At 71.0% G+C, this 21,116-nt stretch carries 21 protein-coding genes and 1 tRNA gene; 13 read left to right on the top strand and 9 right to left on the bottom strand.

Annotated elements, in window-relative coordinates:
• Window positions 1-90: 90 nt before the first annotated feature.
• A complete protein-coding gene (gene upp, locus ACWCPF_RS33085) occupies window positions 91-726 on the bottom strand; it encodes a uracil phosphoribosyltransferase (RefSeq protein ID WP_451048791.1) in 636 nt (211 codons plus the stop codon).
• Window positions 727-862: 136 nt separating this feature from the next.
• Here upp and ACWCPF_RS33080 point away from each other — a divergent pair, with 136 nt between their 5' ends.
• The 4 genes from ACWCPF_RS33080 to ACWCPF_RS33065 all read left to right on the top strand — a co-directional run bounded on the left by ACWCPF_RS33080 (window position 863) and on the right by ACWCPF_RS33065 (window position 2,568).
• Window positions 863-1,057, top strand: a complete 195-nt coding sequence (locus ACWCPF_RS33080; RefSeq protein WP_451048790.1) for a hypothetical protein — start codon at window positions 863-865, stop codon at window positions 1,055-1,057.
• A 325-nt stretch (window positions 1,058-1,382) separates the two neighbouring features.
• Window positions 1,383-1,928 (top strand): tRNA adenosine deaminase-associated protein, encoded by a 546-nt coding sequence (locus ACWCPF_RS33075; RefSeq protein WP_351907889.1) that lies wholly within the window; start codon window positions 1,383-1,385, stop codon window positions 1,926-1,928.
• A 56-nt stretch (window positions 1,929-1,984) separates the two neighbouring features.
• Window positions 1,985-2,416 (top strand): tRNA adenosine(34) deaminase TadA, encoded by a 432-nt coding sequence (gene tadA / locus ACWCPF_RS33070; RefSeq protein ID WP_451048789.1) that lies wholly within the window; start codon window positions 1,985-1,987, stop codon window positions 2,414-2,416.
• Between the two features lie 67 nt (window positions 2,417-2,483).
• A tRNA-Ser gene (locus ACWCPF_RS33065) sits at window positions 2,484-2,568 on the top strand.
• On the opposite strand, the gene ACWCPF_RS33060 is transcribed toward ACWCPF_RS33065, so the two are convergent.
• Window positions 2,563-2,817 carry a PLDc N-terminal domain-containing protein gene (locus ACWCPF_RS33060; RefSeq protein WP_451048788.1) on the bottom strand — a complete coding sequence of 85 codons (255 nt, stop codon included), beginning with the start codon at window positions 2,815-2,817 and terminating at the stop codon, window positions 2,563-2,565. The two genes, ACWCPF_RS33065 and ACWCPF_RS33060, sit on opposite strands and share 6 nt — an antisense overlap.
• 238 nt (window positions 2,818-3,055) lie before the next feature.
• On the opposite strand from ACWCPF_RS33060, the gene ACWCPF_RS33055 reads away from it, so the two are divergent.
• The 5 genes from ACWCPF_RS33055 to ACWCPF_RS33035 all read left to right on the top strand — a co-directional run bounded on the left by ACWCPF_RS33055 (window position 3,056) and on the right by ACWCPF_RS33035 (window position 6,655).
• Complete coding sequence (locus ACWCPF_RS33055) at window positions 3,056-3,226, top strand: hypothetical protein (protein WP_351907891.1); 171 nt, start codon at window positions 3,056-3,058, stop codon at window positions 3,224-3,226.
• Window positions 3,227-3,243: 17 nt separating this feature from the next.
• A complete protein-coding gene (locus tag ACWCPF_RS33050; RefSeq protein WP_451048787.1) occupies window positions 3,244-3,537 on the top strand; it encodes a Dabb family protein in 294 nt (97 codons plus the stop codon).
• A 197-nt stretch (window positions 3,538-3,734) separates the two neighbouring features.
• Window positions 3,735-4,619, top strand: coding sequence for an RNA polymerase sigma factor SigF (locus ACWCPF_RS33045; RefSeq protein ID WP_451048786.1), 885 nt, complete (start codon window positions 3,735-3,737; stop codon window positions 4,617-4,619).
• A 301-nt stretch (window positions 4,620-4,920) separates the two neighbouring features.
• Window positions 4,921-5,823 carry an RNA polymerase sigma factor SigF gene (locus tag ACWCPF_RS33040; protein WP_351907853.1) on the top strand — a complete coding sequence of 301 codons (903 nt, stop codon included), beginning with the start codon at window positions 4,921-4,923 and terminating at the stop codon, window positions 5,821-5,823.
• Window positions 5,824-5,884: 61 nt separating this feature from the next.
• Window positions 5,885-6,655, top strand: a complete 771-nt coding sequence (locus ACWCPF_RS33035) for a hypothetical protein (protein ID WP_451048785.1) — start codon at window positions 5,885-5,887, stop codon at window positions 6,653-6,655.
• A 50-nt stretch (window positions 6,656-6,705) separates the two neighbouring features.
• Here ACWCPF_RS33035 and ACWCPF_RS33030 read toward each other — a convergent pair whose 3' ends face one another.
• Window positions 6,706-6,903 carry a hypothetical protein gene (locus ACWCPF_RS33030; protein WP_451048784.1) on the bottom strand — a complete coding sequence of 66 codons (198 nt, stop codon included), beginning with the start codon at window positions 6,901-6,903 and terminating at the stop codon, window positions 6,706-6,708.
• Window positions 6,904-7,133: 230 nt separating this feature from the next.
• Between ACWCPF_RS33030 and ACWCPF_RS33025 the strand changes: the two genes are divergently transcribed.
• The 4 genes from ACWCPF_RS33025 (at window position 7,134) to ACWCPF_RS33010 (ending at window position 11,845) form a co-directional block, all read left to right on the top strand.
• The gene (locus ACWCPF_RS33025) at window positions 7,134-7,685 is read left to right on the top strand and encodes a MarR family winged helix-turn-helix transcriptional regulator (protein ID WP_451048783.1); all 552 of its coding nucleotides are present in this window, start codon (window positions 7,134-7,136) and stop codon (window positions 7,683-7,685) included.
• A gap of 13 nt (window positions 7,686-7,698) precedes the next feature.
• Window positions 7,699-10,218, top strand: a complete 2,520-nt coding sequence (locus ACWCPF_RS33020; RefSeq protein ID WP_451048782.1) for an MFS transporter — start codon at window positions 7,699-7,701, stop codon at window positions 10,216-10,218.
• 104 nt (window positions 10,219-10,322) lie between these two features.
• Window positions 10,323-11,144: a YceI family protein gene (locus ACWCPF_RS33015; protein WP_451048781.1), complete on the top strand. Its 822-nt coding sequence runs from the start codon at window positions 10,323-10,325 to the stop codon at window positions 11,142-11,144.
• A gap of 230 nt (window positions 11,145-11,374) precedes the next feature.
• Complete coding sequence (locus ACWCPF_RS33010; protein ID WP_451048780.1) at window positions 11,375-11,845, top strand: PPOX class F420-dependent oxidoreductase; 471 nt, start codon at window positions 11,375-11,377, stop codon at window positions 11,843-11,845.
• A gap of 431 nt (window positions 11,846-12,276) precedes the next feature.
• Here the strand turns inward: ACWCPF_RS33010 and ACWCPF_RS33005 are convergent, their stop codons facing one another.
• From ACWCPF_RS33005 to ACWCPF_RS32980, 6 genes are all read right to left on the bottom strand, one after another.
• A complete protein-coding gene (locus ACWCPF_RS33005) occupies window positions 12,277-13,035 on the bottom strand; it encodes a TetR/AcrR family transcriptional regulator (protein WP_451048779.1) in 759 nt (252 codons plus the stop codon).
• A 201-nt stretch (window positions 13,036-13,236) separates the two neighbouring features.
• Complete coding sequence (locus ACWCPF_RS33000) at window positions 13,237-14,646, bottom strand: MFS transporter (protein WP_451048778.1); 1,410 nt, start codon at window positions 14,644-14,646, stop codon at window positions 13,237-13,239.
• A 137-nt stretch (window positions 14,647-14,783) separates the two neighbouring features.
• Window positions 14,784-17,018: a glycosyltransferase family 39 protein gene (locus ACWCPF_RS32995; RefSeq protein WP_451048777.1), complete on the bottom strand. Its 2,235-nt coding sequence runs from the start codon at window positions 17,016-17,018 to the stop codon at window positions 14,784-14,786.
• Window positions 17,015-18,625, bottom strand: a complete 1,611-nt coding sequence (locus ACWCPF_RS32990; protein WP_451048776.1) for a glycosyltransferase — start codon at window positions 18,623-18,625, stop codon at window positions 17,015-17,017. Before ACWCPF_RS32990 ends, ACWCPF_RS32995 begins: the two co-directional genes overlap by 4 nt.
• A gap of 14 nt (window positions 18,626-18,639) precedes the next feature.
• Window positions 18,640-20,268: a HAMP domain-containing sensor histidine kinase gene (locus tag ACWCPF_RS32985; protein ID WP_451048775.1), complete on the bottom strand. Its 1,629-nt coding sequence runs from the start codon at window positions 20,266-20,268 to the stop codon at window positions 18,640-18,642.
• Entirely contained in the window at window positions 20,265-21,005 is a 741-nt protein-coding gene (locus ACWCPF_RS32980; protein ID WP_351907830.1) for a response regulator transcription factor, read from the bottom strand. The genes ACWCPF_RS32985 and ACWCPF_RS32980 overlap by 4 nt, the downstream gene beginning before the upstream one ends.
• Window positions 21,006-21,116 lie beyond the last annotated feature (111 nt).

Raw genomic sequence — 21,116 nt, 5'->3', positions numbered from 1 at the left:
CCGCGATGTGCCGTCGTTTGGCTGCGGCGCCGTCGTGGCTGGTCGCGCAGTTCCCCGCGCCCCTAAAGGGGCGCGCCGCCTGCGCGACGGTTACTCGGCTGCGCCGTACAGGCGGTCGCCCGCGTCTCCGAGGCCCGGGACGATGTAGCCGTGCTCGTTCAGATGGTCGTCGACGGCCGCCGTGACGACCGTGACCGGGGTGCCCGCGAGCTCGCGCTCCATGATCTGTACGCCCTCGGGGGCGGCGAGCAGCACCACGGCCGTGACGTCGTCGGCGCCGCGCCGGATCAGCTCGCGGATCGCGGCGACCAGCGTGCCGCCGGTGGCCAGCATCGGGTCCAGGACGTACACCTGGCGGCCGGAGAGGTCCTCCGGCATGCGCGTGGCGTACGTGGACGCCTCCAGCGTCTCCTCGTTGCGGATCATGCCCAGGAAGCCCACCTCGGCGGTCGGCAGCAGCCGCATCATGCCGTCCAGCATGCCGAGGCCCGCGCGCAGGATCGGCACGACCAGCGGGCGCGGGTAGGACAGCTTCACGCCGGTGGTCGAGGCGACCGGCGTCTTGATGTCGACCTGCTCGGTGCGCACGTCACGCGTGGCCTCGTAGGCGAGCAGGGTGACCAGCTCGTCGGCCAGCCGGCGGAAGGTCGCGGAGTCCGTGCGCTGGTCGCGCAGCGTGGTGAGCTTGTGGGCGACCAGGGGGTGGTCGACGACGTGGAGACGCATGGCCACAACAGTAACCGGGCCGCACCCGCCCCGCCGTCCCCCGGGCCTGCTCCGTTCGCTCGCATCAAACCGCCCGTCGGAGGGAAAGTGGGGGAAAGGTGTGCAGAGGGACCGGGGTGCCCGGGGTGATGTGCTGATGTCCGACCTGTCCGACGACGAAGGGCCGCGAGGGGCGGAGCCCGCCGGGACCGACGCCGAGCGCCGTCGGCGCCGCGCCCGGTTCCTGCGCGAGCCGGCCGAGGCCCGCGCACTGCGCGACCGGGTCTCGCCGCGCCGCGCGAAGACCGCTCGCCTGCGCCACGCGATGCGCATGCGCGCCTTCCGCTGGTGACCGCGGCCGTACGGGACTTTGGGGCATACGGGGAAGATCGCCACCATCCCGGGTGTCGCAGGGGGTGGGCGTGCGTGGGCGCACGGGAAAGCCGCGTACGATCCGCTCGTGGCCGCAACGAGTGTGCTGGTGAGTCGCGCACGGACGTCACCAAGGACGTGCGATCAAAACCACCGGACACAGGGAGCCGAAGACGTCCCCTGAACGCCTTGTTTCTGCCACGATTCCGAGTGGGTGGGGCTCGGAGCCTGAGCTCTCTCTCCGCCCGTAACCTCCGCCGGGGGGACCCCCAACCGGCACGCCTATGACCAGTGGGAGAGTCACGGTGTACTTCGCCGCACTGCTCGCGCGCACCGAAGACGGGTGGGAAGCGAGCGACACAGAGCTCGACGATGTGGAGACCCTGTCGGATCTGGCCGACCTGGCCCGGGAAGCCTCTCCCGACGACGACACGGTGCTCGTGCTGATCGAGCAGGAGGACTCCTGGTTCGGAGTCGTCCGTATCGACGGCGAGGAGGACCCTCGCATCTTCGTCTCCGACGCCGCAGCCGCCGCCCGCAGCTCGTACGGCGAGATCCTGCTCACCGACGAACTGCTCGGAAGGGATCCGGGTGACGACGACGACCTGGACGCCCTCGACCTCGACGGCACCGAGGACGGTGAGAACGACAACGACAACGACGATGAGGACTCCGGTGGCGCCGAGGCCGCCGGCTCCGCCGAAGCCGTGCCGCACGGTCCGGTCGGCGACGCCCGCATCCTCGACGACCTCGGCGTCGGCGAGAAGGAACTGAGGTCGCTGTCCGAGGACGCCGTCACCGAGATCGCCGAGGCCCTGGGCGCCTCGGAGGTCCTGGAGACCGTCCGCTGACCGCACCCGACCGGGGTCGGACGCCCGACCCCGTCCGTGACCGCTGGCGGGCCGCGATGCGGCTCGCCCTGGAAGAGGCCAGGCTGGCCGGTGACGGCGGAGACGTCCCGGTCGGCGCCGTCGTGCTGGGTCCGGACGGCACGACGGTCCTCGCGGCCGGCCACAACGAACGTGAGGCCGGCGGCGATCCGACCGCCCACGCGGAGGTGCTCGCCGTCCGGCGGGCGGCCGCCGCGCTCGGCAAGTGGCGGCTGTCCGGCTGCACGCTGGTGGTGACCCTCGAACCCTGCACGATGTGCGCGGGCGCCCTCGTGCAGTCCCGGGTGGACCGGGTCGTCTACGGCGCCCGTGACGACAAGGCGGGCGCGGTCGGCTCCCTGTGGGACGTCGTCCGCGACCGGCGGCTCAACCACCGCCCGGAGGTCGTCGAGGGCGTCCTCGCGGAGAGCTGCGCGGAGCTCCTCACGGAGTTCTTCCGCGACCGCTGAGCCCTCGCCCGACCTCCTCCGAATACCGATTTCAAACCGGGGCTCACCGTGCTGTAAGGTCTCTCTCGGTAGCGTGTCCGAGCGGCCGAAGGAGCTCGCCTCGAAAGCGAGTGTGGCGCAAGTCACCGAGGGTTCAAATCCCTCCGCTACCGCGCTTGAGCGAAGGGCTCGACCCCAGGGGTCGGGCCCTTCGCCGTGTTCGGTATCGGCTTCTTGCCCAGGTACAGCCAGACGAGGCCGCCGACGACCGGGGCGTGCAGCAGGAAGAGCAGCCACAGCAGCTTCGGCAGGTACCGGACGCGCTCGGCGGGGGTGCGGGCGCAGTCGACGAGCGCCGACAGGACCAGCAAAGCGGCGAGCAGCATCAGAGCGGCGAGCGGCAGGTCCATCAGTCCCAGCATTCTTCTTCCCTCTCGTTCGGTCCCTTCGCGCCCCGCGTCCTTCGCGTCGGGTGCGCTCTCCCCCCTCATCGGACGAGGGGCCCCGATCGGTTCACGCCTCGGTTCACGCTTCGGCTCGCGTGTCGCTCAGGAACTCGCCGCACGCGCTCAAAAAGCGGTGTGAAAAGCGCACTTACGGTTACACTCGCCGCCGTCAACAGGGGCCCGAGTGGGCGCTTACAGGGGAGGCCAGGTGGCGGTGAACGCCAAAAAGATCGCCGTCTACGTACTCGTGGTCTTCGTGCTCTACGTGATCATCACGGACCCGTCCAAGGCGGCGGACTACGTCCAGATAGGCTTCGAGGGCATATCGGACGCCGCCAAGGCCATCGGGGACTTCTTCACCTGGCTCGCCGACGGGGCGAAGTAGCACGTACGGGAGTGCCCATGATCCGCCACCTGGTCCTTTTCAAGCTCAACGACGGTGTCGAGCGCGACGATCCCCGGGTCGTGCGGGGCGAAGCGGCCTTCCGGGCCCTGGACGGGCAGATCGGCGAACTGCGGTTCTGGGAGCTGGGCTGGAACCTCAGCGACCGCCCCATCGCCTACGACTTCGCCATCAACTCGGCCGTCGAGGACGCGGACGCGCTGAAGCGGTACCTCGAGCACCCGGCCCATCAGGCGGGCGTCGCGCTGTGGCGGGAGTTCGCCACCTGGGTGGTCGCCGACTACGAGTTCTGAGCCGTCGGCACTTCGCCGGTACAGAGCCCTCCGCCGGAACGGCGGGGGGCTTTTGCGCGTCCGAACGGCGAGTAATTGCCCAACTTCTCCCTCAACACGGGGTTATGGGGTGCTTGCACACAGTGCACATGTCTTGTGATGCTATGACCGCTTTTGACGGATGAGTTGACCGATGTTGACCTGACGAAGAGGTGGCGTTGACCGTGTCGGCCAGTACTGCGCCGCCCCAGGAAGAGGCACCCCCGGCACCCGCGCCAGCACCCGCCCCGGACACCGTGCCGACGCCCGCCCCCGAAGCCGTCCTGACGCCCGAGCGGCGGCGCGGCGCCGACACCCGGGCGCTGACCCAGGTGCTGTTCGCCGAACTCAAGGAGCTGCAGCCGGGCACGCCGGAGCACAACCGGGTGCGCGGGGCGCTCATCGAGGCCAACCTCCCGCTCGTGCGCTACGCGGCCGCCCGCTTCCGCTCCCGCAACGAGCCGATGGAGGACGTCGTCCAGGTCGGCACCATCGGCCTCATCAACGCCATCGACCGCTTCGACCCGGACCGGGGCGTGCAGTTCCCGACGTTCGCCATGCCCACGGTCGTCGGCGAGATCAAGCGGTACTTCCGGGACAACGTCCGCACGGTCCACGTGCCGCGCCGGCTGCACGAGTTGTGGGTGCAGGTCAACGGCGCGACCGAGGACCTCACCACCGCCTTCGGCCGCACGCCGACGACGGCCGAGATCGCCGAGCGGCTGCGCATCGCCGAAGACGAGGTGCTCTCCTGCATCGAGGCGGGCCGCTCGTACCACGCCACCTCGCTGGAGGCGGCCCAGGAGGGCGACGGCCTGCCGGGCCTGCTGGACCGCCTCGGCTACGAGGACCCGGCCCTGGACGGCGTGGAGCACCGCGACCTCGTCCGCCACCTCCTGGTCCAGCTCCCGGAGCGCGAGCAGCGCATCCTCCTCCTGCGCTACTACAGCAATCTGACGCAGTCCCAGATCAGCGCGGAGCTCGGGGTGTCCCAGATGCACGTCTCCCGGCTGCTCGCGCGCAGCTTCCAGCGACTGCGCTCGGCCAACCGCATCGAAGCCTGATCCGGGGCCCGGACACGTAGCTCGATCGGGGATCGCAAGCACGAGCGAGTCATCACCGCTGGGAGCGAATCCGTCAACACGGCAATTCCCGGCCGATCTGGGCTGAAAAACCGTCACACCCCCTGTTTCCAGGGCTGTTTCGTCACTCACATGTCGACATGTCACTACAGCGTGTTGCCGACATGTGACATTCTGCCGGAAGCGCGTTTGCCGAGGCCTCGGCTCCGGTATTCAGGTGAAGGCTGACGTTCCTCAAGCAAGAGCGTTCGCCGCGACCGTCCCGCGACCCAAAGGGGGTGGCATGTCCGCAGACCAGGGCAGCTCGAAGGTGCTCACGCTCACGAAGAGCGAATCCGCGCCCGTCGTGCCTGTCGAGCCCGACGTGCTCGACGACGTCATGGCCCCCGAGGCCCCCGAAGCCCCGGCCCTCACGGCCACGGGGGCCATCGACACCCGCACCCTGTCCCGCTCCCTGTTCCTGCGACTGGCCACGCTCGCCGAGGACAGCCCCGAGCGCGTGTACGTCCGGGACACCCTCATCGAGCTCAACCTCCCGCTGGTGCGGTACGCGGCGGCCCGCTTCCGCTCGCGCAACGAGCCGATGGAGGACATCGTCCAGGTCGGCACCATCGGCCTGATCAAGGCGATCGACCGCTTCGACTGCGAACGGGGCGTGGAGTTCCCCACGTTCGCGATGCCGACGGTCGTGGGCGAGATCAAGCGCTTCTTCCGCGACACGTCGTGGTCGGTGCGCGTCCCGCGCCGCCTCCAGGAGCTGCGCCTGGCCCTCACCAAGGCCAGCGACGAGCTCTCCCAGAAGCTGGACCGCTCCCCGACGGTCGCCGAACTCGCCGCGGTGCTGGGCGTGTCCGAGGAGGACGTCGTCGACGGCCTCGCGGTCGGCAACGCCTACACGGCCTCCTCGCTGGACTCCCCGGCCCCGGAGGACGACGGCGGCGAGGGCTCCCTGGCCGACCGCCTCGGCTACGAGGACACGGCCCTGGAGGGCGTGGAGTACCGCGAGTCGCTGAAGCCGCTGCTGGCCAAGCTGCCGCCTCGGGAGCGCCGGATCATCATGCTGCGCTTCTTCGCCAACATGACCCAGTCCCAGATCGGCGAGGAGGTCGGCATCTCCCAGATGCACGTCTCCCGCCTCCTCACGCGGACCCTGGCCCAGCTGCGCGAGGGCCTGATCTCCGACTGACCTGCCTCAGGGCAGGGGACGGGGACTTCCTTCCTGACGGAGTGTCAGCCAGACTGTCGCGATGCGAAGTCCGACACGGGCACGTGGCGGCCGGGGCGCCTTATGGGGCGCGTCGGCGGCCGCCGTCGTGGTGGGAGCGGCGGGACTGCTGGCCGGCTGCGGTGGCGGCGGCCAGGGCGGCGACTACGTCGCCATCGGCGCGGCGGGCGACCCGGCGCCGCCGGGCACTCATACGGGCGGCTCTGCGGGCCCGACGGGCGGCGTGCGGCTCGTTCCGCTGGACGGCGGCTCCACGGACGGGAAACCCGACCCAGGGGCGACCGCGGAAAAAGAGGCGGGGGACGACGCCTCGCGCCGCACCGATCCCCGTTCCGGTTTGCCGCAGGCCTCGACCAGCGAGAGCGGCCAGGGCAGCGGAAGCGGCCAGGGCGACCACGGAGGCGGGGGCGGACCTGCGCCACCGAACTCCCCCGCGCCGACGCCCACGGCCCCGTCCCCGGCCCCCTCGGGCGGCGTGCCCGCCGGGCCGGCCGCCCTCTCCGTGAGCGAGCCGGTGCGTGCGGGCACGGATCAGCGGTGGTGCGAGGACGTGACCCTCGCCTTCCACAACTCCGGCGGCACGGCGGTGGGTTCCGGCACGGTCACCTTCGGGACGCACGTCGTCGACGCGCTCGGCATCGACTGGGCCACCCGTGAGTCGACGGCCCCGCTTCCGACGCCGATCGCCGCCGGTGCGCGCGGCGAGCGGACTTGGCGGGTGTGCGTCGACGTATGGCGCGTCCCGCTGGGCATGCATGTCGAGACGCGGGACGTCTCCGTGCGGTGGGAGTGAGGAGGACTTACCTAGGAGGGCTGCGTAGAACCGCGTACTTCGAGGACTGCCTACTTCAGCGCCAGCCAAGCGACCGCCGCGACGATCAGGACCGCGGCGACGACGCCGACGATCAGGCCGATGCGGGGGCCGGCCGGCGCGGGAGCCGGCTGGGCGGCCCGAGGGGCGCCCTCGTCGACGAACGCGCGGAACATCTGGGTGCTGCCGGCGGGGTCGTGATTGCCCTGGGGGCCCTGCGTGTTAGCCATGGGCCGAGACACTAGCGAAAACGGTGGGTGCGGCCCAAGTGGGGGTCGCCACAGCCTCCGCAGCCTCCGCGCGGTCGGCCCGTCCGGCCGAGCCGACCTGCACATTTACCCTCGCAATACTTGCCTTTGCCAACTTTTTGCGGCGCTTGCACCATTTTTATTTGCCTGCAGCAACCAACTGCTTCTATGGTTGCCCTAAGCAACGAAACAGGGAGATGCCGGGAGGCGTGATGGCCGCGCAGGCCCAGTACGAGGAACTGGCACGACAGCTCAGCGCCGTCGGCGCCGTCAAGCGGGACCTCGGGCGGAACCTGCCGCAGGACTGCTCCGCGGGCTCGGCCGCCGTACTGGCGCTGCTCGGCCGCCACGGGGACATGCGCATGAGCAACCTCTCCGAGCTGCTCGCCGTCGACATGTCGGTGACCAGCAGGCATGTCGCGCATCTCGCCGAGCGGGGCTGGCTGGAGCGCTCCCCGGACCCGGCGGACAAACGCTCCCGCATCCTGCGCATCACCCCGGCGGGCCACGTGATGCTCGCCGAGCTGTCCCGGCGCAGCGTCGAGCTGCTGGCGGAGCGGCTGGACGACTGGACGGACGCCGAGGTCGGCCTGCTCATCGGGCTGCTGACCCGGCTGCGCACCAGCTTCGGCGAGTGCCGGACGATCGCGCACCGACCGCCGCGCGAGCCCGCACCCGAGCCGGTGCCGCCGCCCGAGCCTCCGCCCCCTGTTCCCGTAAGCGAACGAACAGCGACCACCCGTACACCCGCGGAAGCAACGTAAGAGAAGGAAGCTCATGGCAACGACCACACCAGCCGGTGTGCGGGCACACGCGAAGCACGGCGGAGGGTCCCACGGCTCCGCCGAGGCCGCTCCGATGACCCACCGGCAGATCATGGAGGCGCTCTCCGGGCTGCTGCTCGGGATGTTCGTGGCGATCCTGTCGTCCACGATCGTCTCGAACGCCCTTCCGGAGATCATCGGCGACCTCGGCGGCGGACAGTCCGCCTACACCTGGGTCGTGACCGCCACCCTGCTGGCGATGACGGCGACCACCCCGCTCTGGGGCAAGCTCGCCGACCTCTACGACAAGAAGGCGCTCGTCCAGATAGCGCTCGTCATCTATGTGCTCGGTTCGGCGGCGGCCGGGCTGGCGCAGAACTCCGGGATGCTGATCGCCTGCCGGGTCGTGCAGGGCGTCGGCGTCGGCGGTCTGTCCGCGCTCGCCCAGATCGTCATGGCGGCGATGATCTCGCCGCGTGAGCGCGGCCGTTACTCCGGCTACCTCGGCGCGACGTTCGCCGTCGCCACCGTCGGCGGTCCGCTGCTCGGCGGTGTCATCACGGACACCAGCTGGCTCGGCTGGCGCTGGTGCTTCTACGTCGGCGTGCCGTTCGCCGTCCTCGCGCTGATCGTGCTGCAGAAGACCCTGCACCTGCCGGTCGTGAAGCGGGACGTCAAGGTCGACTGGGCCGGCGCGTTCTTCATCTCGGCGGCCGTGTCGCTGCTGCTGGTCTGGGTCACCTTCGCCGGTGACAAGTACGACTGGCTGTCGTGGCAGACGGGCGCGTTGATCGCCGGTTCGATCCTGCTCGGGCTCGTCTTCGTGTTCGTGGAGTCGCGGGCGGCCGAGCCGATCATCCCGCTGCGGCTGTTCCGCAACCGGACCATCGCCCTCTCCTCCCTCGCCTCGCTGTTCGTCGGCGTGGCGATGTTCTCCGGCACGGTGTTCTTCGCCCAGTACTTCCAGCTGGCCCGCAACGAGTCGCCGACGATGTCGGGCGTCATGACGATCCCGATGATCGGCGGCCTGTTCGTCTCCTCCACCGTCTCCGGGCAGTTCATCACCCGCACCGGCAAGTGGAAGGCCTGGCTGGTCAGCGGTGGTGTGCTCATCACGGCCGGCCTCGGACTGCTCGGCACGATCCGCTATGACACGGACTACTGGAAGACCGCGGTCTTCATGGCGCTGCTGGGTCTCGGCGTCGGCATGATGATGCAGAACCTGGTCCTGTCCACGCAGAACCAGGTCGACGCCAGGGACCTCGGCGCGGCCAGCTCCACCGTCACCTTCTTCCGGTCGCTCGGCGGTGCGATGGGCGTCTCGGCGCTGGGCGCCGTCATGGCCAACCGCATCGCCGACTACGCCAAGGACGGCTTCGCCGACCTCGGCCCCAAGTACGCCTCCCTCGCCTCCGGTTCGAGCTCCTCCGGCGCGATCCCGGACATGGACAAGCTGCCCGCGCCGCTGCGCACGGTCATGGAGAGCGCGTACGGCCACGGCATCGCGGACGTCTTCCTGATCGCGGCCGGTCTGGCGCTGCTCGCCTTCCTGATCACCCTGTTCATCAAGGAGGTCCCGCTGCGGTCGAAGGGCGCACCGGCCGAGACGGAGACCCCGGCTTCGGAGACCCCGGCTTCGACGACCTCGGCCGAGGTCGCTGCCACTGCCACTGCCGCTGCCGCTGCCGCCGAGGAGAAGGTGCCCAGCTGGGCCGCCGTCGCCGCCGTCGCCACCGTCGAAGCGCCGCAGGTCGCCGCGGACTCGGGCGGCATCCCGGTGCACGGCTTCGTGCGCGGCGCGGAGAGTGCGCCCGTCCCGCAGGCCGCAGTCACTCTGATCTCGCTCGCCGGACGGCAGCTCGGCCGGTCGGTCGCGCAGGCCGACGGTTCCTACGGGCTGGACGCGCCGGGTACGGGTTCGTATGTGCTGATCGCCGCCGCGGACGGGTTCCAGCCGCAGGCCTCCACGGTCGTCGTGAACGGCGAGCCGGTCGCGTACGACATCCTGCTCAGCGGGACCAGTGGGCTCAGCGGTGTCGTGCGGGCCGCCGAGTCGGGCGACGGCGTCAAGGACGCGATGGTGATCGTCACCGATGTGCGCGGCGATCTGCTGGCCACCGCGGCGACCGGGGCGCAGGGCGAGTTCGCCCTGACCGAGCTGGTGCCGGGCGCCGTGACCGTCGCGGTGAACGCCGTCGGGTTCCGGCCGCGCGCCCTGCCCGTCGAGGTCGGCGCCACGGGCGTGACCCGGGTGGAGGTCGTCCTCGACGCGGGTGCACAGCTCCGGGGTGTCGTCCGGGCGCCGTACGGTCCGCTGGCCGACGCGCGGGTGACGCTCGTGGACGCGGCGGGCAACGTGATCGGCACGGCGACCACCGGCACGGACGGGGCGTACGCCTTCGCCGACCTGGACGGCGGCGAGTACACGGTCATCGCGACCGGCTACCCGCCGGTGGCCACCGCGCTGACCGTCGCGGGCGCCGGCGTCGACGTCGACGGGCACGACATCGAACTCGGCCACCCCGGCGAGTAGTTCATAGGTCCACCAGTTGTGGCTCCGGCCCGGTGCGGGGTTCGCCCCCCGCGCCGGGCCCGTCCAGTTGAGTCTAGGAGTAGAGGAGTAGAGGAGTACATGGGATGGGACTGACCGCGAGGATCCGCACCCGGGACGGGTGGGCCGTGTCGCACGCGGTCGTCACGGTGACCGATATGACGGGCGGCCAGGTGCTGCGCGCCGAGGCCGACGCGGAAGGCGCCGTGCGGGACGCGACCGAGCTCGCCCCGGGGGCGTACACGGTGATCGTCACGGCGGTCGGGTACGCGCCGACGGCGTCCAGCGCGATCGTGACGGCGAGCGGAGGGGCCGAGATCGGGACGGTCACGCTGGCCCGGCAGGGCGGCACGGAACTGCCCCCGCCCGGTCCCTGGACCGTGGACCCGGCGCACTCGACCGTCGGCGCGGTCGCCCAGCACCTGGGCATCTCCAGCGTGCGCGGCCGGTTCACGGAGTTCTCCGCGGCGATCGAGGTCGCCCCGGACGACGTCGGCAAGTCGCGGGTGGAGGCGGTGATCCGGGCAGCGTCCATCGACACCGGGAACGCGCTGCGCGACACCCACCTGCGCTCGGCGGACTTCCTGGACGTCGAGCGCCACCCGGAGATCGTCTACCGCTCGACCGGTCTGACGGTGGCCGGCCAGGACCGCTGGACCGTCCACGGCGAGCTCGCCCTGCGCGGTGTCGTCCGGCCCGTCGACCTCGACCTCGCCTATCTCGGCACCGGCGCCGACCCCTGGGGCGGTACCCGTGCGGCCTTCCGGGCCACGACGGAGCTGCTGCGCGAGGACTTCGCCATGAACTACAACCAGGTCGTCCAGGCGGGCATCGCGGCCATCGGCACGACCCTGAAGGTGGAGCTCGACGTGCAGGCGGTGCAGGGGGACGCGCTGCCGCAGGCGTAAGCGCTCCGCTGGGGGTGCCGCGATGTGCCGTCGTGGCGCTGCGGCGCCGTCGTGGCGCTGCGGCGCCGTCGTGGCGCTGCGGCGCCGTCGTGGCGCTGCGGCGCCGTCGTGGCGCTGCGGCGCCGTCGTGGCGCTGCGGCGCCGTCGTGGCCGGTCGCGCAGTTCCCCGCGCCCCTTCGGGGTGCTGCCGAAGCGCAGCCGACTTTGCCCGTCCTGCTTAGGCTGGCCCCATGGCACCGAACATCGCGACGAACACCAAGGTCTCCCTGGACGAGCTGCTGGACTTCGTCCGCCCCCGGCACCGCGCGATCCTGCTGACCCGGCGCACCGACGGCAGCTCCCAGGCCTCGCCGCTGACCTGCGGGGTCGACGACTCCGGGCGGATCGTCGTCTCCACCTACCCCGAGCGGGCCAAGACGCGCAACGCCAAGCGGGACGACCGGGTCGGCGTCGTCGTGCTGAGCGACGACTGGAACGGGCCGTGGGTCCAGATCGACGGCACGGCCGAGGTCGTCGACGCGCCCGACTCCGTCGAGCCGCTGGTGGAGTACTACCGCAACATCGCGGGCGAGCACCCGGACTGGGACGAGTATCGGCAGGCCATGCTCAAGCAGGGCAAGTCGATCATCCGGATCACCCCACAGCGCTGGGGCCCGGTCGCAACGGGCGGCTTCCCAGCACGTCTCGTCGCGGACGAGTAGTCCGGCCGGTGCGGCGGTTGGGCCCGTTCGCCGGTTCCGCTGGTTCGGCGGTTCGGCGGTTCGGCCGGTTCGGCGGTTCGGCCGGTGCGGCAGTTGGGCCGGTGCGGGCGGTTGGCCCGCTCGCCGGTTCGGCCGGTTCGGCAATCCGGCCGCTTCGGCAGTTGGGCCGGTGCGCCGGCTGGGCCCGATCGGCAGTTGGGCCGGTGCGGCAATCCGGCCGGTGCGCCCGGCCCGCCGGTCCGCCCCGCCCGCCTGTCCGCCGGTGCGGCGGTCCGGCAGTTCGCCGGTTCAGCCGGTTCAGTGGTCCGGCCCGTTCGGCCGGTCCGGCGGTTCAGCCGGTTCAGCGGTCCGGCGGTCCGGCGGTCCGGCGGTCCGGCGGTCCGGCCGGTTCAGTGGTCCGGCCCGTTCGGCCGGTTCCGGCGGTTCGGCGGTTAGCCGCGTTCGACCATTGCCTCGATGCCTGCGATCACCAGGTCCAGGGAGAAGTCGAAGTCCCGCTCCCACATCTCCTCGACCGAGGCGCCGCCGCGGGCCGCCATGATGTCCGCCGACTCCTTGACGATGTCGGCGGCCTGCGGGGCCTGCGTCACCGTGCTCATGGCGTGCCGGAAGTACTCGTCCGGGGTCATGCCCCCGGCCCTGGCGCGGGCGATGAAGTGGCCCTCGATCGTGCCGAAGCCGTACACGAACTGGAAGACGGAGGACGTGGCCGCCGCCAGTCCGTGGACGGGCAGCCCGGTGCGGCGCATGAGGCTCTGGACGACCCGGGAGAAGGCCAGGTTGTTCGGCCCCAGGTTGAGGAAGGTGCCCGCCAGCGGCGACACCCAGGGGTGACGGACCAGCAGGCCGCGGTACTCCCGGGCCAGCGTGCGCAGTTGGCCGCGCCAGTCCTCACCGGAGTCCGGGTCGGGCAGACTCAGCTCGCCGAAGACCGCGTCCAGGGCGAGTTCGAGGAGGTCGTCCTTGGTGTCGACGTACCAGTACACGGACATCGCCGTCACGTTCAGCTCGGCCGCCAGCCGCCGCATGGAGAACCTGGCCAGCCCCTCGGCGTCCAGCAGCCGCACGGTGACCTCGGTGATGCGGTCCCGGTCGAGACCGGACACCTGCCCCCCGCCCCGCCCCCGCCGACGGGTGCTGCCCTCCACCCACACGCTGTGGTGCGCGGTTTCCCGGGCGGTCTCGGCCATGGCGGGGCACCTTCCTGAACTACTGGTCACTGAGGAAGATGCTATGCGGCGCCCCGCCGGCGCAGCGCGCGGGACCGCTCCGATCTGCGGTTTCCGGCTGGAAGTGCCGCGATGTGCCGTCGTCCCGCTGCGGCGCCGTCGTGGCTGGTCGCGCAGTTCCCCGCGCCCTTTCCGGGGCGCTGCCGGCTTCGACCGGCCCGCTTACGCCGCCGGCACCGGCTTCTGCTCTGTCTCGGCCGCTCGCCGTAGCAGCCGGGCCGCGACCGCGCCGCCCAGCAGGACGGCCACCGCGCCCACCGCCTGTCCGAGCCCGAGTCCGGTCGACAGCGACTTGCCGGACGCGACGGACGAGCTGAGCACCGCTCCCAGAACGGCCACTCCCAACCCGTTGCCGAACTCCGCGAGCGTTCCGTTGATGCCCGCGCCCACGCCCGCCTTCGCCGGCGGTATCGCCCTCATGATCGCGTGGGCCATCGCCGGGTTGGCGACCGCACAGCCGACGCCGATGAGGACCAGTCCGGCCGCGGTCCCGGCGTACGCCTCGCCGGTCGTCGCGATGGACACCAGCCCGCCCGCCATCACGACCATGCTCGCCAGGACCGCCCTCGGCGCCCCCAGCTTCACTGTCAGCCGCGCCGCCACTCCGCTGAAGTTGAGCAGGACGACGGTCAGCGCCAGCGGCGCGGTCCGCAGGCCCGCCTCCAGGGGGCCGTAGCCGAGGACGAACTGGAGCTGCTGGGTGAGCAGGAAGAGCGCGCCGCTCATCCCGAAGGTGATCAGGACCGCCCCGGCGACCGCGCCGGTGAACCCGCGGTCGCGGAAGAAGTCCAGGTCGAGCATGGGGTACGGGATCCTGCTCTCCCAGTGGGCGAACAGCGCCAGGACGACGACCGCCACCGCCGCGCTCACCAGCACCCGCGACGACGTCCAGCCGTGCGCCGGGCCGGAGATGATCGCGAAGACGAGCGCGGCCATGCCGACGGTGGACAGGACCGCGCCGAGCAGGTCCGGGCGGTCGCCCTGCGGGTTTTTGGACTCGGGGACCAGGGCCACCACCGCCGCCAGGGCGAGGGCCGCGACCGGCACGTTGATCAGGAAGATCGCGCCCCACCAGAAGTGGTTCAGCATGAACCCGCCGATCAGCGGGCCGGTGGCGAAGCCGAGCGCGCTCACCGCGGCCCAGACGCCGATCGCGCTCGGCTGCTCCTCGGGCGTGAAGATCTGCATCAGCACGGCGAGGGTGGTGGTGAGCAGCAGCGCACCGCCGACTCCCATGCCCGCGCGCGCCACGATCAGTTCGGTGGAGGTGGTGGCCAGTCCGGCCGCCACCGATCCGATGCCGAACAGCGCCAGGCCGGTGACCAGCATCTTCTTCCGGCCGTACCGGTCGGCGGCGCTGCCCGCGGTGAGCAGCAGGCCGGACTGGACGAGCGAGTACGCGTTGATCATCCACTGGATGTCGGCGGTGGTCGCCCCCAACTCACGGGTGAGCGAGGGGATCGCGACGTTCAGGATCGTGTTGTCGAGCAGCACGGTGAGCTGCGCGAGGCAGATCACGGCGAGGACCAGCCAGCGTCGGGGGTGGCCTTGGGAGGAGGAGGGCGTAGACATGTTGTACACCGTAGAAGAGTTCCTATACGCCGTACAACGGAGATAAAGGTGGAGACAGAAGTAAGGGGCGGTGGCCCATGGCCACCGCCCCTTACTCAGAGCACTTCGCTCAGAGCACTTCGCTCAGAGCGCTGCCGTCAGCTGCTCGTCTTCTGTGTCAGGTCGTAGAAGGTGGCCGAACCGACCGTCACCTTCTTGAAGTTGGCCTCGACCCAAGTGCTGATCTGGGAGGACGTACCGCTGCTGCTGCCGCCCATGCCGCCGCCGGAGCCACTGCTGATGAAGTAGTGGATCTTGCCGTCGGTCACGTACTGCTTGAACTGCGCCAGCGTCGGCGACGGGTCGGTGCCGTTGAAGCCGCCGATCGCCATCACCGCGTCACCCGTGGCGAGCTGGTAGCTCGCGGCGTTCTGGGCGCCGATCGCGGCCGCGGCCCAGGTGTACTTGCCGGAGTCGGCCTCCAGCAGCTTCTTGGCCTCGTCGGTGACCGAGGCGCCGTTCAGCAGACCGCCGACGCCACCGCCGCCACCGCCGCCCATGCCGCCGCCCTCACCGGTCTGACCGGTCTGACCGCCGGGCATGCCGCCCTGCTGGTTCTGACCCTGACCCTGGCCCTGGCCCTGACCTTGGCCCTGCCCCTGGTTCTGGCCGGGCATGCCGCCGCCGGGGAAGCCGCCCATGCCGCCGCCCTGCTGGTTCTGCGTGTTGCCGTTGCCGTTCTGCTGGTTCTGGCCGCCGCCGAAGCCGCCTCGGCCACCGCCACCGCCACCGCCGCCGCCCGGGCCGCCGCCGCCCATCATGCTCGCGCCGGACGGGCCGGCGGTCACGATGGAGCCGGTGTGGCCCTCCTGCAGCGTGCTGATGGTGTACGCCGTCGGACCGGCCAGCGCGGCCACCAGGCCCACGGAAGCCGCCGCGAGGGCGAGCTGACGGTTGATCCGGCCCGCGAAGACCAGGCCGAGCGCGGCGGCCAGGCCGCCGACGAGGACCAGCCACTTCAGCCAGGGCAGATAGTCGGAGGTGCGGTTGAGCAGGACGTACGACCAGCCCGCCGCCGCGACGACCGAGGCCGCGAGGGTGAGCGAGGCCCACATCTCGGACCGCTTCTCCCACAGGAGCCCGGCGCCCATGCCGATCACGGCCGCCATGTAGGGGGCGAGGGCGATCGTGTAGTACTGGTGGAAGATGCCCGCCATGTAGCTGAAGACGACCATGGTGATCAGCAGCGAGCCGCCCCAGACTAGGAACAGCGCGCGGGTGGTAGACGTCCGCTTGAGCTTGCGCGTCGCGACCAGGCCGCCGACGAGCAGGATGAGCGCGGCCGGCAGCAGCCAGGAGATCTGGCCGCCGATCTCGGAGTTGAACATCCGGTCCCAGCCGGTCTCGCCCCACTGGCCGGTGCCGCCGCCCCCACCGCCGCCGCCGACGCTGCCGGTCTCCTCGCCGTTGAGGCGGCCGAGACCGTTGTAGCCGAAGGTCAGCTCCAGGAAGGAGTTGTTCTGCGAGCCGCCGATGTACGGGCGGGAGGAGGCGGGCCACAGCTCGACGATCGCGACCCACCAGCCGCCGGACACGATGAGCGCGCCGGTGGCGACGGCCAGCTGGCCGAACCGCTTCTTGACGCTCACCGGCGCGCAGACCGCGTAGACGATCGCGAGCGGCGGCAGGATCAGGAAGGCCTGGAGGGTCTTGGCGAGGAACGCGAAGCCGATCGCGACCCCGGCCCACACCAGCCACTTCGTCCGGCCGTCCTCCACCGCGCGGGCCACGAAGTAGCAGGCCACGGCCATCAGCAGGGCCAGCATCGCGTCCGGGTTGTTGAACCGGAACATCAGCGCGGCGACCGGGGTCAGCGCCAGCACCGCGCCGGCGATCAGACCGGCGGGGGCGCTGAACCGGCGGCGCACGGAGGCGTAGACGACGGCGACCGTGCCGACGCCCATCAGCACCTCGGGGGCGAGGATCGCCCAGGAGTTCAGGCCGAAGATCCGCACCGACAGCGCCATCGGCCACAGCGAGGCCGGGGGCTTGTCGACGGTGATGGCGTTGCCCGCGTCCAGCGAGCCGAAGAAGAAGGCCTTCCAGGACTGGCTGCCGGCCTGGACGGCCGCGGAGTAGAAGGAGTTGGCGTAGCCGGAGGCGCTGAGGTTGTAGAGGTAGAGGAGAAGGGTGGCGGCCAGCAGGCCGAGGAAGGCCGGGCGCGCCCAGCGGGGGTCCTCGGGGCGGCCGCGCCACAGTCTGCGGTGCAGCGGCTGCTTCGGCTCGCCCGAGTCGGGGGCCGGGACGAGCGGTTCCTGCGGGGGCGCGGCGGACGACGGCTCCCAGTGGGCCGTCGGCTGATCGGCCGTCGGCTGGTCGATGTGCGTGGTCATCGGGCGTCCCCCGGGTCGGTGTCGTGGGGGCGCACCGGCTGCAGCTGCATGGTGGCGTCCCTCCAGGTGCCGTCCGCGGCTTCGCCGGCGCGGAACTGAGTCGTCGTGTCGGTGGCGCCGTGTGCGTGGGTGGCGCTGTGCGGGTGGTTGGGGTGATGCGGATGGTTCGGGTGATGCGCGTGTTGTGGGTGGTGGGAGACCTGGCGCTGCGGCAGCGGCACGAAGGGGCCGCCGGCCTGCGAGGACGCGGTCGGGTACGGCGCCGGGGACGGGCCCGCGGGGTGAACCGGGGCGTGGACCGGGAGGTGGCCCGGGGCGTGAGCGGCGAGCGCGGCCGGCGTCGTCGCCGGGTCCTCGCCGTCGTCGTCCCGTCGGTCGGCGAACACCCAGACGCGGAAGAGGAGGAAGCGCAGGACCGTCGCCGCGAGGTTGGCGGCTATCAGCACCGCCAGCTCGGTGGAGTGCGCGGGGTCGGCGGACGCGGCGTTCAGCGCGACGAGCGAGCCGCTGGTCAGCGTGAGGCCGATGCCGAAGACGACCAGGCCCTGGGCCTGGTGCTTGATGGCCCCGCCGCGGCCCCGCACCCCGAAGGTCAGGCGCCGGTTGGCCGCGGTGTTGGCGACGGCGGACACCAGCAGGGCGAGCGCGTTGGCCACCTGCGAGCCGCTGAACTGGCGGAAACCGCTGTAGAGAAGGAGGTAGAAGAGGGTGGAGAGGCCGCCCACGACGCAGAAGCCGACGAGCTGACGGGCCAGGCCCTTGGGCACGTCCTGGATGTCCCGGTCGCGCGGGTCGTCCCCGAACGGTCGGGTGAGCCGGTCCAACGACAGCGAACCGGTGGCCAGGGCCTTGCCCACACGCCACACCCCCTTCAGGTCGTCGGTCGCCGTCTTCACGATGTGCACCGTGGAGTTCGGGTCGTCGACCCAGTCGACCGGCACCTCGTGGATACGGAGCCCGGCACGTTCGGCGAGCACCAGCATCTCAGTGTCGAAGAACCAGCCGGTGTCTTCCACCAGGGGGAGCAGAACTTGTGCGACGTCACGCCGGATCGCCTTGAACCCGCACTGCGCGTCCGAGAAACGCGCCTGGAGCGAGCCGCGCAGGATCAGGTTGTAGGCGCGGCTGATGAACTCGCGCTTCGGCCCGCGCACCACCCGGGAGCTGCGGGCCAGCCGGGAGCCGATCGCCAGGTCGGAGTGACCGGAGATCAGCGGCGCCACCAGCGGCAGCAGCGCGTTGAGATCCGTGGACAGGTCCACGTCCATGTACGCGAGGATCGGGGCGTCCGAGGCGGACCAGACGGTCCGCAGCGCACGGCCGCGGCCCTTCTGCTCGAGCCGGAAGTTCTTCACCTCCGGGATCCGCGCCTCCAGCCGCTGCGCCACCTGCGGGGTGGAGTCCGTCGACGCGTTGTCCGCGATGGTGATGCGGAACGAGTACGGGAACGTCCGGGTCAGATGGTCGTGCAGTCTCTGGACACAGGGCTGGAGGTCCTTCTCCTCGTTGTAGACGGGGATCACTACGTCCAGGACAGGCGTACCGGCGGTGTCGGCCGGGAGGTGCTCCCGCGCCGGCAGGGTGCCGGGAGAAGAGTCGGTTCGCATGCCACCTACTTTCCTCAGGCGCCCTGTTGCACCCATGTGGTGGCACTGTGCTCGACCTGTGAGTCCAGTTGCCAGTTCGTTTCGGGAGCCGGCTGGGGCACGACGGGGCCGAGTGCGGGCAGATGCACGGTGAACACGGTGTGTCCGGGCACGCTGTCGACGGTCACGGCGCCGCCGTGCGCGGTCGCGACGGCCTGCACGATGGCGAGGCCGAGCCCGGTGGATCCGGTGGCGCGGGAGCGCGCGGAGTCGCCTCGCGCGAACCGTTCGAAGACATGCGGGAGCAGATCGGACGGAATGCCCTGACCGTTGTCCTGGACGTCCACGCACAGCCACGGCCCGCGGCGCTGCACGCGCGCGGTGACGGTCGTGCCGGGCGGGGTGTGCGTACGGGCGTTGGCCAGGAGGTTGACCAGCACCTGCTGCAGCCGGGCCGCGTCCGCCGACACCAGGGCCGGCTCGTCGGGAAGTTCGAGGCGCCAGACGTGTTCACGTCCGGCGGCGCGGGCGTCGCTGATGGTGTCGATGACGAGCGGGACGAGGTCGGTCTGCTCGAACTGCAGCGGACGTCCGGCGTCGAGGCGGGCGAGCAGCAGGAGATCCTCGACGAGGAGGGTCATCCGGCTGGCCTCGGACTCGATCCGGCCCAGCGCGTGCTTGGTGTCGGGCCCGACCTCCTCGCGTCCGCGCCGGGTCAGCTCGGCGTAGCCGCGGATGGAGGCGAGGGGGGTGCGGAGCTCGTGACTGGCGTCCGCGACGAACTGGCGGACCCGCATCTCGCTCTCCTGGCGGGCGTGCAGGGCGCCGTGGACGTGGTTCAGCATCCGGTTGAGCGCGGCGCCGACCTGTCCGACCTCGGTGTGCGGATCGGTCTCCGACTCCGGCACCCGCTCGCTGAGGTTGACCTCACCGGTGTGCAGCGGAAGCTCGGAGACCCGCGTCGCGGTGGTGGCAACCCTGCGCAGGGGGCGGGTGGCTACGCCGACCATGACGGTGCCAGCGAGAGAGGCGGCGATCAGGCCGGAGACGGTAAGGCTGACCTCGACCAGGATCAAGGTGCTGATGGTGCCGTCGACGTCGGAGGTGGGGAGCCCTACGTAGTAGGTGCCCTTGTTGCCGTCGACGTACTGGACTCGGTACGTGCCGAGACCCGGGATGTTGACGGTGTGCTGCTTCCCGTCCTGCGCAACCGAGCCGAGCGCCCTGATCGCGGACTCGGAGAGGGGGTCCGCGTTCATCTGCGGGATGTTGTTGTCGTCGTTCTTCTTCTCGCCGACCACGGCGCTGGTGATGGAGCCGTTCTCGACCTTCGCCGCGAGGGTGCTGCCGCCGGGCTGCGGCCCCTGGGTGACGAACTTGTCGATCTCGGTCGTCTGCTGATCGAGTCCGTCGTTCTTGGGGTTGCTGTCGTTCTTGCCACCGGGGCCTCCGACGGGCCCACCCGAGGCACGCGCGGCGACCTCCTTCAGGGAACCGTTCAGCTGCCCGTACAGGTGATCCCGCAGTACCAGGGTCGTCACCGTGCCGATCACCGCGCAGACCACGGCGATCAGGGTCACGGACACGACGACGAGTCGCGTCCGCAGGGTGCGCGGCTGTCCCGCTCGTCGCTTCTGCGGACGCGGCCGTCGTCGTCCGCTCATGACGCGGCGGGCTTGATCAGGTACCCGGCGCCACGCCGGGTGTGGATCATCGGCTCACGACCGGCGTCGATCTTCCGGCGCAGATAGGAGATGTAGAGCTCGACGACGTTGGCCTGGCCGCCGAAGTCGTACGACCACACGCGGTCGAGTATCTGCGCCTTGCTCAGCACGCGCCGCGGATTGCGCATCAGGAAGCGCAGCAGCTCGAACTCGGTGGCGGTCAGGTGGATGTTGTCCCCGGCCCGCGAGACCTCGTGGCTGTCCTCGTCGAGGGTGAGGTCCCCGACGACGAGCACGGAGTCGGAGCGTCGGTCGGCGGCGCCGGAGCGCCGGATGAGCCCACGCAGCCGGGCCACGACCTCTTCGAGGCTGAACGGCTTGGTGACGTAGTCGTCGCCGCCGGCGGTGAGTCCGGCGATACGGTCCTCGACCGCGTCCTTGGCCGTCAGGAACAGCACCGGCACGTCCGGCAGTTCACGGCGCATCCGCCCCAGGACGGTCAGCCCGTCCATGTCCGGCAGCATCATGTCGAGCACGACGGCGTCGGGACGGAACTCCCGCGCTGTCTGGATGGCGCCGGTGCCGTCTCCGGCACTGCGGATCTGCCATCCCTCATAACGCAGGGCCATGGACAGCAGTTCGGTGATCGACAGCTCGTCGTCCACCACAAGCACTCGGACGGGGCTCCCGTCCGGCCTCAGCAGTTCGGTGCGCCCCTGGGGCGAGGTCGTGGTCATGGTGGACACCTTGTCGGGGTCCCCTGAGAACACCCTTTCCCTAATCTGTGATTTCCCTAAGAAACGCACAGGCGCCTCTCAGGCAACGCCTGGGTACTCCTTGCGCCGCTC

The organism is Streptomyces sp. NPDC001858, from assembly GCF_053594615.1.
This window is presented reverse-complemented; position numbering and strand designations above follow the sequence as displayed.

Bases quoted from the DNA above. Each gene is read 5' to 3' on its own strand.
- tadA (WP_451048789.1), top strand. From the start codon at position 1,985: ATGCGGCTCGCCCTGGAAGAGGCCAGGCTGGCCGGTGACGGCGGAGAC.
- ACWCPF_RS33035 (WP_451048785.1), top strand. From the start codon at position 5,885: ATGCGAAGTCCGACACGGGCACGTGGCGGCCGGGGCGCCTTATGGGGC.
- ACWCPF_RS33020 (WP_451048782.1), top strand. From the start codon at position 7,699: ATGGCAACGACCACACCAGCCGGTGTGCGGGCACACGCGAAGCACGGC.
- ACWCPF_RS33060 (WP_451048788.1), bottom strand. From the start codon at position 2,817: ATGCTGGGACTGATGGACCTGCCGCTCGCCGCTCTGATGCTGCTCGCC.
- ACWCPF_RS33015 (WP_451048781.1), top strand. From the start codon at position 10,323: ATGGGACTGACCGCGAGGATCCGCACCCGGGACGGGTGGGCCGTGTCG.
- ACWCPF_RS33005 (WP_451048779.1), bottom strand. From the start codon at position 13,035: ATGGCCGAGACCGCCCGGGAAACCGCGCACCACAGCGTGTGGGTGGAG.
- ACWCPF_RS32995 (WP_451048777.1), bottom strand. From the start codon at position 17,018: ATGACCACGCACATCGACCAGCCGACGGCCGATCAGCCGACGGCCCAC.
- upp (WP_451048791.1), bottom strand. From the start codon at position 726: ATGCGTCTCCACGTCGTCGACCACCCCCTGGTCGCCCACAAGCTCACC.
- ACWCPF_RS33025 (WP_451048783.1), top strand. From the start codon at position 7,134: ATGGCCGCGCAGGCCCAGTACGAGGAACTGGCACGACAGCTCAGCGCC.
- ACWCPF_RS33050 (WP_451048787.1), top strand. From the start codon at position 3,244: ATGATCCGCCACCTGGTCCTTTTCAAGCTCAACGACGGTGTCGAGCGC.
- ACWCPF_RS33030 (WP_451048784.1), bottom strand. From the start codon at position 6,903: ATGGCTAACACGCAGGGCCCCCAGGGCAATCACGACCCCGCCGGCAGC.
- ACWCPF_RS33040 (WP_351907853.1), top strand. From the start codon at position 4,921: ATGTCCGCAGACCAGGGCAGCTCGAAGGTGCTCACGCTCACGAAGAGC.
- ACWCPF_RS33000 (WP_451048778.1), bottom strand. From the start codon at position 14,646: ATGTCTACGCCCTCCTCCTCCCAAGGCCACCCCCGACGCTGGCTGGTC.
- ACWCPF_RS33080 (WP_451048790.1), top strand. From the start codon at position 863: ATGTCCGACCTGTCCGACGACGAAGGGCCGCGAGGGGCGGAGCCCGCC.
- ACWCPF_RS32985 (WP_451048775.1), bottom strand. From the start codon at position 20,268: ATGAGCGGACGACGACGGCCGCGTCCGCAGAAGCGACGAGCGGGACAG.
- ACWCPF_RS33010 (WP_451048780.1), top strand. From the start codon at position 11,375: ATGGCACCGAACATCGCGACGAACACCAAGGTCTCCCTGGACGAGCTG.
- ACWCPF_RS32990 (WP_451048776.1), bottom strand. From the start codon at position 18,625: ATGCGAACCGACTCTTCTCCCGGCACCCTGCCGGCGCGGGAGCACCTC.
- ACWCPF_RS32980 (WP_351907830.1), bottom strand. From the start codon at position 21,005: ATGACCACGACCTCGCCCCAGGGGCGCACCGAACTGCTGAGGCCGGAC.